11 protein-coding genes and 2 pseudogenes are annotated in these 13742 nt (G+C 58.5%); 5 read left to right on the forward strand and 8 right to left on the reverse strand.

Annotated features, from left to right (window positions below):
- Window positions 1-13 precede the first annotated feature (13 nt).
- Together CLV78_RS21510 and CLV78_RS21515 are read left to right on the forward strand one after the other, a co-directional pair.
- Complete coding sequence (locus CLV78_RS21510) at window positions 14-226, forward strand: DUF1656 domain-containing protein (protein ID WP_106207886.1); 213 nt, start codon at window positions 14-16, stop codon at window positions 224-226.
- A gap of 82 nt (window positions 227-308) precedes the next feature.
- Window positions 309-1057, forward strand: a pseudogene (locus CLV78_RS21515) (IS6 family transposase).
- 53 nt (window positions 1058-1110) lie between these two features.
- On the opposite strand, the gene CLV78_RS21520 reads toward CLV78_RS21515, so the two are convergent.
- From CLV78_RS21520 to CLV78_RS21535, 5 genes and pseudogenes are all read right to left on the reverse strand, one after another.
- A complete protein-coding gene (locus CLV78_RS21520; RefSeq protein WP_158263628.1) occupies window positions 1111-2073 on the reverse strand; it encodes a helix-turn-helix transcriptional regulator in 963 nt (320 codons plus the stop codon).
- 620 nt (window positions 2074-2693) lie between these two features.
- The gene (locus CLV78_RS24635) at window positions 2694-3008 is read right to left on the reverse strand and encodes a hypothetical protein (RefSeq protein WP_245925232.1); all 315 of its coding nucleotides are present in this window, start codon (window positions 3006-3008) and stop codon (window positions 2694-2696) included.
- A 222-nt stretch (window positions 3009-3230) separates the two neighbouring features.
- Window positions 3231-4352, reverse strand: a pseudogene (locus CLV78_RS25005) (calcium-binding protein); the annotation flags it as partial.
- 549 nt (window positions 4353-4901) lie between these two features.
- Window positions 4902-5756 carry a hypothetical protein gene (locus tag CLV78_RS21530; RefSeq protein WP_106207892.1) on the reverse strand — a complete coding sequence of 285 codons (855 nt, stop codon included), beginning with the start codon at window positions 5754-5756 and terminating at the stop codon, window positions 4902-4904.
- 384 nt (window positions 5757-6140) lie between these two features.
- Window positions 6141-6719, reverse strand: coding sequence for a hypothetical protein (locus CLV78_RS21535; protein WP_146136749.1), 579 nt, complete (start codon window positions 6717-6719; stop codon window positions 6141-6143).
- 182 nt (window positions 6720-6901) lie between these two features.
- On the opposite strand from CLV78_RS21535, the gene CLV78_RS21540 reads away from it, so the two are divergent.
- The gene (locus tag CLV78_RS21540; RefSeq protein ID WP_106207896.1) at window positions 6902-7792 is read left to right on the forward strand and encodes an O-fucosyltransferase family protein; all 891 of its coding nucleotides are present in this window, start codon (window positions 6902-6904) and stop codon (window positions 7790-7792) included.
- A 65-nt stretch (window positions 7793-7857) separates the two neighbouring features.
- Here CLV78_RS21540 and CLV78_RS21545 read toward each other — a convergent pair whose 3' ends face one another.
- Both CLV78_RS21545 and CLV78_RS21555 read right to left on the reverse strand, forming a co-directional pair.
- Window positions 7858-8652 carry a sulfotransferase domain-containing protein gene (locus CLV78_RS21545; protein ID WP_106207898.1) on the reverse strand — a complete coding sequence of 265 codons (795 nt, stop codon included), beginning with the start codon at window positions 8650-8652 and terminating at the stop codon, window positions 7858-7860.
- Between the two features lie 247 nt (window positions 8653-8899).
- Entirely contained in the window at window positions 8900-9814 is a 915-nt protein-coding gene (locus CLV78_RS21555; protein WP_146136750.1) for a hypothetical protein, read from the reverse strand.
- Between the two features lie 436 nt (window positions 9815-10250).
- Here CLV78_RS21555 and CLV78_RS21560 point away from each other — a divergent pair, with 436 nt between their 5' ends.
- Window positions 10251-11627 carry a hypothetical protein gene (locus CLV78_RS21560; RefSeq protein WP_146136751.1) on the forward strand — a complete coding sequence of 459 codons (1377 nt, stop codon included), beginning with the start codon at window positions 10251-10253 and terminating at the stop codon, window positions 11625-11627.
- A gap of 210 nt (window positions 11628-11837) precedes the next feature.
- Window positions 11838-12668: a sulfotransferase family protein gene (locus CLV78_RS21565; protein ID WP_106207906.1), complete on the forward strand. Its 831-nt coding sequence runs from the start codon at window positions 11838-11840 to the stop codon at window positions 12666-12668.
- 158 nt (window positions 12669-12826) lie between these two features.
- Here CLV78_RS21565 and CLV78_RS21570 read toward each other — a convergent pair whose 3' ends face one another.
- Window positions 12827-13726 (reverse strand): class I SAM-dependent methyltransferase, encoded by a 900-nt coding sequence (locus tag CLV78_RS21570; protein WP_106207908.1) that lies wholly within the window; start codon window positions 13724-13726, stop codon window positions 12827-12829.
- Window positions 13727-13742: the final 16 nt, after the last annotated feature.

Genomic DNA, 13742 nt, shown 5'->3' on the forward strand with positions numbered 1-13742 from the left:
CTGAAGGTGTCCCATGCTTCCAGTACCCCGCGAATTCAACCTGTTCGGCGTATATCTTTCGCCGATGCTTATCAGCATGGTTCTCGCCGTCGTGCTTGCGATTATCACGGTTCGGGCTTTGAACAAGTACCGGCTATCGCGCTTCATAGCGCAACCCGGGCTGGTCTTTGTGGCAATCGTCCTGATCTATGCGTCGTTGATCGGCACCTTTGTCATTCCGGCGTAATGGTCGTGCGCGCCGTTGCCGGGGTTGAGACTGCCCCTAGGTGTTTGGTCCCGGTGTGTGGTGGGTTGGATCGACATTAAAACTGTCTGGGGCGGTCTCAGAAGGAACCCAGTTGGCGGTTATGATGTACGTGCGCTTCCCGCTGTCGCTCCGGAACGTCGAGGATCTGCTGCATGAGCGAGGCATCGACATCAGCCATGAACCCGTTCGGTTCTGGTGGAACCGGTCCGGGCAAATGCTCGCCGCCGAGATCCGCAAGAAACGGGCCGAGCGACTGCGTTTCTGGCCTCAGTGGCGGTGGCTATTTGGATGAGGTGTTCGTGAAGATCAACGGCGAACGGCACTACCTTTGGCGGGCTGTTGACCACGAAGGCGAGGTCCTGGAAAGCTTCGTGACGAAGACGCGGGACAAGAAAGCTGCACAAAAAACTCCTGAAGAAAACGATGCGGCGATACGGCAGGCCTGAGGCCATCGTCTCTGATTTTCTTCGGTCTTTCGGTGCGGCCTTGAAGGCGATCGGCGCCGAGCAACTACAAGAAACTGGCCAATGACTGAACAACCGGGCGGAGAATTCTCATTTGCCGTTCCGACGACGAGAAAGGGCCCCTCTCGTGGTTTGCTGGCAAACCACTGCCGGGCAGCGGATGCAACGCTTCCGGTGGATGCGAAGTCTGCAGGTATTCGCCGCAATCCACGCCTCTGTCCACAACCACTTCGACCAGGAAGGCCACTTCTATTCACGACAGAATTTCAAGCACAACCGCGCCGCTGCTCTCGCTGAGTGGCGCGGTCTCTGCGCGGCATACGCGACAGCTATCATGCCCTTGTAGAGACGCGCTCGAACCCGTCTGACAGCACCCAGTATAGTCCTTGGGTCCTGCCCCTATGGGAGCCGCTGCTGACGTTGGTCAAGCGGGATCGAAAGCGATACGACCTTGGCCACCAACTCGCTCTTGCTGGAAACGCCGAGCTTTTCATAGCTGTGCTTCAAATAGGTCCGCACGGTCTGCTCGGTGAGAACCGTTTCCCTGGCTATATCCTTGATGTTCATCCCGGCAATTATGCGCCGAACCACTTTCGCTTCGGCCGGTGTGAGCGAGAATGCACGGACCAACGCCTCCTTCTGGATCGGCTCGGTCGGCGAGGGGACGAGCAACGCGAGAAACTCGGCATCCTCCTTGTCTGATGTTAACGCACTCAACGGAACAATGTAGAGCGGCACCACCTCACGGGTGTTCCGACTGACCGCCACGACGTGGTAGCGCCTCTTCTGCGCTGTCGACGAGGCCCGGTACTCGGTCACGGCCTGATCGATCATTGAACGCACAATCGCACCACGGGTCGCGCCGCGCCTCTCATTGGGCCGACCGGTCGCTGCCAGGTTTCCCCTGTTTCGGGTATTCTCGTAGACGATCCGACCATTCCGATCGACGATCACACACTGCAAAGCCAGCGCAGAGATCAGTTTTCCAATTGCGCGGCGCTCTTCCTCAAGGTTTCTCCAACGTGCCGCGCAGGCCGCCTGTGTCCCGAGGAACGAAAGCAGGTTCTCAACTCCCGCGAAGCCGAAGCCGCCAATTGCCTTCCGGTCAAGAACGAGGCCGCCGGACAGCACCTGTCCGGTTTCAACGGGGTGAACAAATACCAAAAGAGGATCTTCGCTGGCATTATCAACATCATCCACGACGGCACCGTCAGGTTGAAGCCAGGCCGTGGATGTGCGCTCGAGCCTTCCACGGTTCCAGAGACCGTTCAGAATGGCTTCGAAACCGGTGAAGCGCTTCGCAATATTGCCCTTCTCACCCAGCTTCAGATTGAGCTGCCGGTGCTGATCCGTCAGGATCAACGACCAAGCCTCTGCGCGCATTACTTTCGAAAGAGTGCTATCAATTACCGTCCCCCAGAATGGCTCCAAGGCAACAAACATCTGCCGGCCCCCCTATCAAAACACACCACTCGAAACGACTTCTGGCCGTTCAATGAACTTGCGAAAATCGTTCCGTACTTGAACCGGACAGCGCAAAAAACGCGCCGGCTGTTCTCCTATTCGTCTAACAACCCTGTCTTCAACGTGATTGTCCTTGCGTCACTCTGCAACTTTTTTTTGCTGAAAGTCAGATTATTTCTTCGCGACCCTCGCCAAAGCATTGAAGTTACTGGAATTCAAAAATCCTGTTCTGTGAAGATTCTTTCTCGTTGCGGTGATGCGACCAGTATGCTCGTCCAGCCAAGTGACCGAATCGCATAGTGCACGGCAATTCTTCGGAGCGGTTGCGACACCACATCATCACTGGAGGTTCAGGCAACACCAAGTGCGTTCGGGCGGGTCGATTTGACCCTGAAACACGTACAGCGATCGAGGCTTATGCCAGGGCGAGTCGCGAGTATTGCAGTGTCCCCCGAGGTGTTCGCATCGAAAAAAGGCGCCCCGTTGGGGCGCCTTCCATGATGTTTGGTTTGAGGCGATCAGCCGATGTAGTCCTCGCCGCCACCAACGTACCAGGACTTGTCCCAGTCACCGGTGTTGCCGATGTCAACAAACACATCGTTGAGGCAAACCGGCCCGCTGGCGTCGGAATAGGCGGTATCCTGCATCAGGCTACCTGCGGCGCTGTTGATCGTGCCGACATTCTCGCCGTAGACGAAGACGTCGAAGATCTGCTTGTCATCGCCGAAGTACCAATGGCTCTTGTCATCCTGCCAGGCGCCACCTTCCCGATAGCTCTGATCGCTGTAGCCGATCATGCGAACACGATCGTCGCTCAGCGCAATCACCGACATGTGGGTCAACTCGGAGACGCACTTGAAGTCGATGGTGTCGAGATCGAAGAAGTCCTGGGTGAAGTCCTGGATCAGGTTCCGACCAAGGTCCTCAACACGACCACGCTCGTCATCGAACTTGAAGGTGTCATCGCCACTGCCGCCAACACCGATGTCAGTACCAGCACCGTAGAAGAGGGTGTCGTTGCCGTCACCGCCCATCACGATATCGTCGCCATCCTGACCCGCAAGAACGTCATCACCGTCTTCACCGCGGAGAATGTCGTCATCGTCGCCGCCAAGTACAACGTCGTCGCCGTCACCGGCCCAGACCCTGTCATCGCCGTCGCCAGCTTTGACCTTGTCATCGCCGTCGCCGGCCCAGACGCGATCATTGCCTTCATCGGCGCAGATTTCGTCGTCGCCACCGTTGGTCCAGATCCGGTCATTGCCTTCGCCGCCGACCACCTTGTCGTCGCCTTCGCCGGTCGTGATGCGGTCGTTGCCGTCACCGCCGTCGACCTGGTTGTCGCCATCTCCAGCATCGATGGTGTCCCGGGCGTCCTGGCCAAAGATGGTGTCGTCGCCGTCACCGGAGTTGATGGTATCGCGATCGGGACCCCGACGGTCAGTATTTCCGGCGTTGTTGCCGAAGATCAGATTGTCGCCATCTCCAGCATTAATGACGTCGTTGCCATTTCCGCCTTCGATGCAATCGTCGCCATCGCCCACACCCGGGGCCGCTCCAGCTTCATCGCCGAAGATCCGGTCGTTGTCGTCGCCACCGTTGATCTGATCGTCGCCAGCGCCGCCAATAATTACATCGACACCGCCTTCACCGAGGATAACATCATCGCCGTCCTGGCCTCTGAGAACGTCGCCATCAGCGCCGCCATTGATCAGGTCGTTACCACCGCCTCCGAAGAGGAAGTCGGAACCACCGTAGCCCCAGAGCTCGTCTTCGTAGGTTCCACCGATGGCACGATCACGGCCTTCGCCGCCAAAGAAGCAAAGGTGCGCCGGGTAGCCATCAATCACGCTATAGGGAATGTCGCGATCGCTGATGTCGCCGTAACGAATGAGCCATGCCGGAAAATTGAAAAGAACGGATTGCGTTCCGTCAACGGCCTCAACCTTGACCAGATTCCGCTCGTCGGCGGTGTTCGCGCGCCGGTCGTCAAGCCCCATGCGCCACGCCGTCAGATCGGTGTTTTCCGCAACGCGTGCGTGTGTCAGCGGCCCCTCACGGAACGGCGGCAACGGTTTGCTGTAGTCTTCGAGAACGTCAGCCTTCAAATCTGGCTGGATCCATTCCACCTCATCGAAATCACAAATTCTCAGGCGTGGTGTGCAATGATACGTCATTAGTTCCTCTCCCCCCAAAGGCTTGAAACCTCTAGGCTATCTACTTTGATAACGCAGCAATCTGGCAAATTGTGTGCCGGATTAAGAAAACGTTAACGGAGGCGGAGAGGCCCAAACCATCCCCATTTGGGGATAGACAACAGGTTAAGGCCGTGGATTTGCCACAAAATGGTCGCAAAGCTCTCGGTCAAACTCAGGAATTCAGGCCGCACAAGCACTTATGTGCCGAGATCGCCCGCTCACGGATTGCTGCAAGAAAAGCACGGTTTGAAACAATGCCATCCCGGCGAAGCAAGTGTGGCCCTGGGGGCAACAATGGGCCTGCCTCACAACGATTTCTGACCCGTTCCGTCGCAGTTTTGGCGACGCTCACGGTGTTGTTCACGGTACAGTTCGATTCTCTGCAAGCCTCATCCCGTGGCAGTGAGCCCGTTGAACCATGAACAGGACGCATGTTGGGTCGGTAGGAACATGGGCTTCATGTGCCCTGCGGAAACTCGGCGTCAGCACCTTACCACTGCAGACGACATCCAACGATGCTTCAGCTGTCTAGGATAGTGGGTAGTTGAGCAACTCCAGTTCCGGGCGAAGGTGTTGCACCAGCGCCTCCTGGCAATCACGACTCAACGACCTGTGCATTCCGTGTGTTCCGGCCGTGCCATGCCCACGGAGAGCCTTGCTGTTTTCAATCCTGATCTCGAGGTTCGCCGCGATCTTTTCGACGTCCGGTGGCTCCGGAAAATAGTCCGCCAAGCAGTCCACTACAGTCTCGACAAGCCGGTGGCGTTGGAATTCGCTTCCTTCGAAGAAGTCCTCGTATCGCAGAACGGCCATGCCCTTCTCGATCATGGGCCGGTAGCAGTTCACGATCCTCCTCGCGAAGGCAATCGACTCATCCGAGGTGATGAACTCCTCCCGCTGCATATTCTCCGTCTTCTCCCGCAGCTTCATGATATCCGCCCCGGCGGCACCCGATACCACGTGTTTGGCGACGGCGGAGTATTGCGAAATGAGCACGTCCCTTGGATCCCGCACGAGCAACACGGCCGCGGCGACATGGTCAAATCGTGTCGCATAGCCATGGGGAACTTCACGAAAACCATAGTAGATGTATCCACCGAGATCAGCGATCCGGTCGAGGGCGTGGAATGCATCGTCAAGGAATAGTGTGTTGCGGGAGTAGTCCACCGGGTCGATGAGCGATACGCCGGCATCGTCGAGCGCCCGCACGATGTTATAGGCGGTGAATGGAGTGACGGCAGCGATCGACTCGACAATGGCCTCCATGAGCGAACTGCCGGCCCGGTACATGTTGAATATGTACAGGCTCTGCACATGGATCCTGGAACGCGGCAGCAACAAGCGCGTTTTTACTTCGAACTCCATGTGCGAATAGTCTGCCATCCGGTTGGTCCCCCGCCTGTGCGTTTTCTCATCGGTTACCGACGCCTGTTGACCGGTGGGAGATCGGCCCGCCGCACGCACCAAACCCGAGCGCCCCGTCCCGACGCTTTGAAAATGTACCCTATCAAGTCGCACCCACAATGCCAGATTTGGTCGGTCGTCGTGGACCTGAAAAGGCGTAAGCGCCAGACCCATACCGGTTGCTCCCGCGCATGTCCCCAAGCGACCTGCCCGCCAAGTCTGGTGGCTGCGTCGACACGGCCACGCAGTCTGGGTTTGGCGGGCGTCAAAGGAATGCGGTCAATCTGCTGAGTGCGCTGCCATTGCAAGCTAGCCGAGGCTTCGAAGAAACCTGCGAGACGGGTTCAATCAAACCTGCCGAGTTCAACCAGCGATGGATGAAAGGGTCTCCGGCGCGCTGCGCAGGCCATAGGAAGCGGGGGTCAGCATCAATCGCGCATCGCCCAGTGCCAGTTGAAAATCCGATTTCGGCAATTCGACGATGAGCGTCTGGTAGGCTTCGTCTCGCTCCGAAACTTCATAGTGCCGGATGGTGTGCATGAGCGTTTGCACCTGCGCAACCTCCGAACTCGGCAGCGGAGAATGCAGTACGACGTCCTTCGAATATCCGTCATACCCTGACCGGATGAATACGGGAAGATTGGCTACCTCAGACGATTGCAGATCGGCGATGAGAGTAACCACGTCACCGGGGGTCAGGCGCGCAATACCCAACCCGATGTTCAGTGTAACCCAACGTGGCTCTCCATTCACCTTGCTGTCGATGGCAATGAGTTCACCGGGACGGGCGTCGATCGTGGCAGATACATCGCCATTGTCTATGTCCCAGCTAAGATAGACCTCAGGTACGATAGGCGTTTCATTTTGCGCAGAGAACTTGAGCACCAGATTTCGGAGGGTGTTGAATACGGCCTCGCCTGACGTCTCGATAGGGTGTGTCAATTCAGGTCCCCGTGTCCCGCGTGTTCTGTCCCTGAATGCCCCACGACACCCCGGCTTGTCCAGCGCAACGACAAGGTGCCGTCTATTGGCCGAAGAGCCGTCCGGTTTGCCTTGACACGGCAATCAATGTATCCGGCATTCTCGCCACAAGCGTTTTTCACTGCATGCGGGTTCGCCGTCCTATGCCCAATGACCCCACACACCTGACCGGTCAGCCCTTCCTGTTCATCGACGCACAGCATGGTTTGTGTAACCGGCTCCGGGCCATGGCGTCCGCGGCATCCATTGCCGAGGCGACCGGGCGAGAACTCGTGGTGATCTGGCGCCCGGATCACCACTGCGATTGCCTGATCCACGACCTGTTGGACTACCGTGGGTTGGTTGTTTCCGAGGACAAACCTGCGGACGTGTTTCGCGAAGGTGCCTGGCGGGTCTACAACTACATGGAGATCGAACCCGGGGCAGCATTCCAGGCTCCGATCCTGGCCGATGATGATGCGGAGCCGGGCGGCGACGTCTACATTCGCTCGGCATACACACTCAACAGTCCCTACCAGGACTTCTCTGTCGAGGACCGGTTCCTCGACGACCTTGTTGCCGCAGAGCCGGTTATGGAACTCGTGAACCGGGTGCGTCACCCCAGTTCCGTGGCCGCTCACATCCGGACGGCGACAGGCCCGGCCTTCGATCATCTGAGCTTTGAGGCGCCGGGAAACTGGCCGCCAGAGCGGCATCAAGAACTGGTTGAATGCCGCCAGAAGAGCGATGCTGAACGCTTCGTACAGCGATTGGATACACTCGTCGCAGAGGGACAGGCAGACTCCATTTTCCTTGCTGCAGACCTGCCGTCGACCTATCAGCGATTTTATCAACACTTCGGAGACCGCGTGACGTCACTGCGCCGAACCGATTTCGATCGCTCTACAGTTCAATTGCAATATGCGATGGCAGACCTGCTTTTGCTCACCTCCGCGGATCGGTTTCTTGGCAGCTACGGAAGCTCATTCACTGACGTGGCTCAACGTCTGGCCCTCCCCGGGCGCGCATTCGAGAAGTGCGGCGTGGACTTCTAGTTCATTGGGACATGCTGCCATGTACAGCACGCCGGTCGCGCCATGCGCGCTGTGTCTTTTCCGTGTCAAAGATCGTAGCCGAAGAATGCCCCGGTCTCACGAAACAGATCATTGAGTTTCCCGATTGTCTCCGGTTGCAGCTTCTCCCTGTGATCGCCCGGCGTACCCTTCCGAATATGCTTTGTCGGATCCTCTTTCTCTGGTCGGATGTCCGCTTTCTCGGCCACGCGGTTGATGATTTCCTGATCGACGTCCAACCCCAGATGGTCGAATACTTCGCCAAGGAAGGTCTTCTTGTCGAAATAGACATCCTCGTAGCGCCGCAGAAGCCCTTGATCGAAATCCAGACCCGTTCGATAGCCTTCGAACTTTGCCTTCAACTGACCAGCCGATTGAAGAACATATTCGTCAAGTTCCAGGTTCTCGTTCCTCGCCATGTTCTGAATGAACTTCTGCGCGTTCTTTTCGGGCACACGATGGCTGCCCTTTTTGCTGCCCCACGAAAAGTACTGGGACACAAGCGCATCTCGAGGATCACGCACCAGCAGGACGAAGCGGCACTTTTTCAAGCCGACCTCTGGCGAGGACAGAAGCCGCGGCAGATTGCGGAAACCGTAGTATAGGATGCGCCTCTGAAATGCCGGCAGCAACTCTTCATCCGATTGCCAGGCTCCGCCCAGGTAACCGGCGTTGAACAGGATATCGGGAACTGAGATTGCAGGAATACTCGCCTCCTTGCAGACCTCTCCGATCATCGAATGCATCATCGTGCTTCCGCACTTGTGGATCGAGAATGCAAAACACGGCTCGAACGAGGCATCCTCGGACGGCAGGGCATCGAAAACCTCTTCATAGGCCATTACACATTCACTTCTGTTGATTGGATATGCCTCTTGCCCATTCCGACCGCACCGCAAGAAAAGCGCTGTTCGGGAGCAAGCACTTGGGAACAGAGAAAATTGCGTCGGATCCGATCTTCCGGCGAACTCTTCAGAGCGCCCAAGGTGTTGCTCGCCAATACCCGGCCCATATGTTCACGCCCAGTGTTGGCCGCTCCGACCGCTTGCGGCGTCGACTGCACCTTCTTGATGAACCAAACCTTCAAGACTATTCGGGGTCTTGTTGCGGGGTTTCGTCGGTGAGGCCGTCGGAGGTGGCCGTCGTCGTGCCGGAGGGGTTGAGACGTTCGATCTCAGCCTGCAATGCCTCCCGAAGCGCCTTTTGCTCCGCGGCCTGAGCGCGCGCGCTCCTGGCATCTTCAAGTAGCGCCATCCCCAGGACCGCTTCACGCATCTTGGACTCTCGCCACAGGGTATTGAGCTGGGTTCGTACCACGTCTGTCATCGCCACCTGAATGTAATGGTCCGCAGTCTCCCCCTTCAAGCGTTCGACTTCCTCCTCAAGCTCGCGGATGACGTTCATGGTCTGGCCAAGGCTGTCGCGCAGCAAACCGATCTCGGCGGTCTGTTCTGACGCCTGAGGGGTGGTTATCTGCGGCTGTCCACCGTCAGCGGTTGCAGTGAGATCCGACTTTTGCCCTGTCCGTGCCGCCCATTCGGAATCGAGGATCCTGAAGTCCGGTTCCGGCAGGTCCACCGAGGGTTTCAAACGCGCGTTCAACTCTGCAGCCAGCCTGCGTGCCTTCGGGTGGCGCGCCAGGATCGCCGAAGCTAGAAACTGCGCCATCTGCCCGGCTGTCGCGGGCATTTCGACACCGCCCGCCGGTGGACACGACAAACCAAATTCGGCGGAGAGCACGGTCCAGTTCCGACCCTCGCCGCGCAGCAGACCGGAGGACTCGATCACAACAACCTGTTCGCCTGCCTCCACAAGCAAGGCCAACGTGTCCCGGGTCTTGGCCATCCACTGCTCAATGGCTTCACCGGGAAGAGCGCTGCCTTGCAGGGCGGATGCAACGGCGACACAGGGGGCTGCAACCGGGAGGAGAACTTTCCGATCCTGCCGGTGCGCGAGCGCCTCTGTCAGGTCCGGGTAAACGACCGCACCGGGCGCGGAACGCATCAGCAATTCCGCAACGGGGGACTCCCGGTCAGACACGACAATCAATCCGGAATCTGCTGCGCAAGTCCCTTCGCCGGGGCCTTTGGAGAATTGTCTTTCCATCTTGTTCATTGCTTGGAGCCGTCTCTGCGCGTCTCGGTCGCCGACGTCATATCATTCCTCTGCACCCTCTTTACCCATCGGAGCACATTCCGGGTTTACATGCCATAGCGGAACAGAACCGTCGGGCCATCATGTTACCTAAAACCGCACCGGGCCACGGAGGCCATACCACGCCGATATCGGCCAGCTATCCAACAGGTCTACGCGCACGACGTGCAGACGGCGCACACAGGCGATGGATACCATTCGCACCGGGTAGACATCAATCTGGCGGATACCTACGGTTTCGAGCATGAAGCTGGCGACGCGTCGGGATTCCGAAAAAAGGTAGCACGTGACACCACCAGACACACACCACCGCGCCTCGGACACAGACCATGGCGATACCCGGCTGGCCTGCGTGGCGATCCCGGTGGTGGCCCGCGACGTTGGCCCACCGCTGCGGCAACTGTTTGCCTTGTGGTCTGATCCCCGGTTTAGCCCACGCGCCATGGCGGAGACACCGCGTCCGCACTTGCTGCTTGTGGTCAACAATGCCCCCGAAGCGGTGCTGGCAGAGGCCCGGCGGATTTTCGATACCCATCCAGAGTTGCAGCGGAGCTTCGCGGGGTTCTCGGCTGTCAGCGCCGGATTGCGCGGCGACAAGGACATTTATGAGCGGGATCCGCACTCCCCTAAAGGCGCCTATGGAGCGCGGGCCGGCCCGAATTTCCTATTTCTGAGCACACTTCGGGAAGCCGCACCGTTCAGCGGCTTCACCCTGCAGGTCGAGTTGGACTGTTTGCCAGTGCAAGCTGGCTGGATCGAGGCCACTCAACGTGTGATCGATAGGCACCCCAGCGCCTGGGTCATCGGTTCGATCTACGCCGGGAGCGATGCACTCCATCCGGACATTCAGTCCCATATGAACGGCAACGCGATCTATCGCACAGGATCTGCACGGTTCCAGGCATTCCTGTCAGAAGTCTGGTTGCCGAGACTGATACGCCATTCCGCCACACGCCGCTATCTGGCCTACGATTGTTGGTGGTCTCTGGAGCGGTACCTCGCCGGTCCGACCGAAGAAAACGGCGCCTGGCAAGAGGCCTGGACGATTTTTCAGGCCTACGACTGCTTCTTTCAGAACGATCCATTCATGGTCAACCTCCTAGTGTCCGAGGCACAGGTTGAGGACTATCGAACAGTCTTCGACAAGTTTACCATGCTCGGCCGCATGCCCGTTTTCTTTCACGGGCAGCCGATGAACACCCTGCGCGAGCAACTGCTCCATCACACGGACGACAGCATCCTCGACGGCATTGCGCGGCTGTCAGGCGCCCCGCCGGCGAATAGCCCCGTGCTGCAATTGGCTCGGGCACCGGAGGTCGACCCGTCCGTCACACCGGAGAACGCCCACGGCTGGCTTGAACGGCTGGCGCAGCGAATTGACACGCAGGATGCCGGAAACGCGGCAATGCTGCTGAACGTGCTATCGGCTCAGGCCTTGCTGATGCCGGCCGACCTGAGCCGAAGGCTGACGCCCGGATCCCGGTTGGGGAGTTCTGCCGCCCAAGCAAAAGCAGCCTTGGGAACATCTCACGATGCTGTGCGCCATTTCGACAGCGTTCTCGCCTTGATCAAGGGCGAACAGGACGCCACCGCTGTTGCGCTGCACTCAGGCGATCGCAATCAGGCAGATGGCCGTCGACACGACGTGCATTTGGCAACCTGACCTTAGCGGACCGGCATCTGCGCAGTGCGACATGGTGCGACTGCCACCCGGATCATGGCCCTTCGGCTTCGTCTGAATGTCGGCCAATGTACCACGAGTCGAGTCCCGTTCTCTGAGTCGTGCGACAACCTGACAAAGCACATGGAACGCCGTGGCAATCCATACTAGCGTCCGCGACAACAGGAACGGCTCTATGCAGGAGAGACGACGATGGTTGAACCGCTTTCCATTTCCTTTGATGTCAACGGGGGCACGCACAAAATCACGCTGCCCGAGCCGGGCAATCAGGAGACCCGAAGCGTTTTCATTCTTGGACTGCCAAAAGGTGGCAGCACTCTGCTGAATCGTCTCATGCAGCCATTGTGCAAACATGCCGGGCTGGCGCCGTTCAACCTGCCCGCCACCATGCGGAACTTGGGATTGAAGCCTGATCGATGGCCAGAGGGCTCGAACGATCTCTATCTGGAGACAGGCTACGCCTATGTCGGCTATCGCGGTTGGCCCCAGCCCGGTGGCATCCCTGCATTTGCCTCCGGGCGCACCGTGTTTCTGGTGCGCGACCCGAGAGACATGCTGGTATCGCTGTATTTCTCACAGGCATTCAGCCACACCCCGCCGGGACAGGAAGCCGACGAGGGGCTGGCGAAGGAGTTCGAACGCCAGCGCAGCGAGGCGCAACAACAAGAGCTGAACGATTTCGCACTCGAGAATGCGCCAAGGTTGAGCAAGATCTATCAGGCGGATTTCGAGAAAGTGGACGCCATCGAGCACCGCGTGTGGCGCTATGAGGACGTGATCTTCGAAAAACTGACCTGGGTAGACGAGATGCTGAAGTACCTCGATCTCGACGTGTCCGCGAATCGTGTCGCGGCGATCGTGCAGCGAAACGATGTCCGTCCCGAAGCAGAGAACCCCAGCGACCATATCCGCCGCGTCTCCCCCGGAGACCACCGGGACAAGCTCAAGTCGGAAACGATTGCTCGGCTGAACGACGTGTTCGCGGACTTCCTCGCACGATACGGCTACAGGCAAGCGACCTGACGGACGCGCCGCATGGCCGACCACGCGCCCGAGTTCGACAGGACACTCTCGGAGGCGAACCGTCGCCCCGCCCCCCGCCGAGGCAGCGGGCGCGCAGGAGTTCCCCCCCCCGACCACTCCAACGTACCAGCCGGCTGGGTGAAACCTGGTGTGTGGTGCTACTTCAAGTCCTCCAAGAACAACTGCCCCTTGCGACGAGAGCCGACAACTGGCGCTGACGCGTGGAAGGTCTTCAGGACATCAATGCAATCCGAACCTTCTCGGAAGACCAGCTCTGGATTGATTGCGGTGTAGGGCACGGGCGCCTTGTCGCTGGCCAGTTCCCGGTATCTGAGGCCATAGGCCGCCATGTCCTGCGCGACGAAACCCTTTCGAATCCACGTGTCGTCGGCGTCGGCTATGACATCAGTCACCGCACGGCAAACCATGCTGACCCTGCTGATTCCACTGGCGCTCGGCCTTGTAAAAAGCAGGTCAATCGGCTTGAGGCGCACCATGTGTGCAAAATACTCGTAGCACGCCAGCGATACCTGGAAATAGTTCGAACCCTGATAGTATCGTCCGCCAGCGTTGAACTGCATGACAAACTCGTCGGACACATAGACCGACGACTCGATCACCGCGATCCCACCGTCCCGGAGTGTGCTTCGCGCCACGGCGAACCCCACGAGGGGATCAATCATGTGGTACAGAACACCGGCAAAAATGACGACATCGAATGCTGGAACCTCGCGCTCGTTCAACGCCTGTTTCAGCTGGTGCATTTCGAGCGAGTGATAGTAGTCAATATCGACACCATAGGATGACTGAACGATGGCCAGTCGATCGCTCAGATCGAGACGATCGTATGCGGCGACATAGCTTGCCCCCTGGCGCGCCATCAAGACCGGTGCCACGGCTTCCTGGGTGCCGATGTCGAGGCAACGGGCGCCTTCGAGATCCATATTGGCGATCACCTCGCGTGTCATACCAAGGGTGCCACGCACACGACCTCCTGACATGACGCCCGGAGCGACCTCGATCTCGTAGTACCAATCCTTCAACTGCTCGCTATCCATTGTCCAACAACTTCCT

It is taken from the genome of Aliiruegeria haliotis, assembly GCF_003003255.1.
In the GTDB taxonomy this organism is placed as follows: Bacteria; Pseudomonadota; Alphaproteobacteria; order Rhodobacterales; family Rhodobacteraceae; genus Tropicimonas; species Tropicimonas haliotis.

What these genes read in the sequence shown, in the direction of transcription:
- CLV78_RS21540 (WP_106207896.1), top strand. Translation starts at nt 6,902, where the DNA reads ATGCCCAATGACCCCACACACCTGACCGGTCAGCCCTTCCTGTTCATC.
- CLV78_RS21555 (WP_146136750.1), bottom strand. Translation starts at nt 9,814, where the DNA reads ATGCGTTCCGCGCCCGGTGCGGTCGTTTACCCGGACCTGACAGAGGCG.
- CLV78_RS24635 (WP_245925232.1), bottom strand. Translation starts at nt 3,008, where the DNA reads ATGTCGGTGATTGCGCTGAGCGACGATCGTGTTCGCATGATCGGCTAC.
- CLV78_RS21570 (WP_106207908.1), bottom strand. Translation starts at nt 13,726, where the DNA reads ATGGATAGCGAGCAGTTGAAGGATTGGTACTACGAGATCGAGGTCGCT.
- CLV78_RS21565 (WP_106207906.1), top strand. Translation starts at nt 11,838, where the DNA reads ATGGTTGAACCGCTTTCCATTTCCTTTGATGTCAACGGGGGCACGCAC.
- CLV78_RS21530 (WP_106207892.1), bottom strand. Translation starts at nt 5,756, where the DNA reads ATGGCAGACTATTCGCACATGGAGTTCGAAGTAAAAACGCGCTTGTTG.
- CLV78_RS21510 (WP_106207886.1), top strand. Translation starts at nt 14, where the DNA reads ATGCTTCCAGTACCCCGCGAATTCAACCTGTTCGGCGTATATCTTTCG.
- CLV78_RS21545 (WP_106207898.1), bottom strand. Translation starts at nt 8,652, where the DNA reads ATGGCCTATGAAGAGGTTTTCGATGCCCTGCCGTCCGAGGATGCCTCG.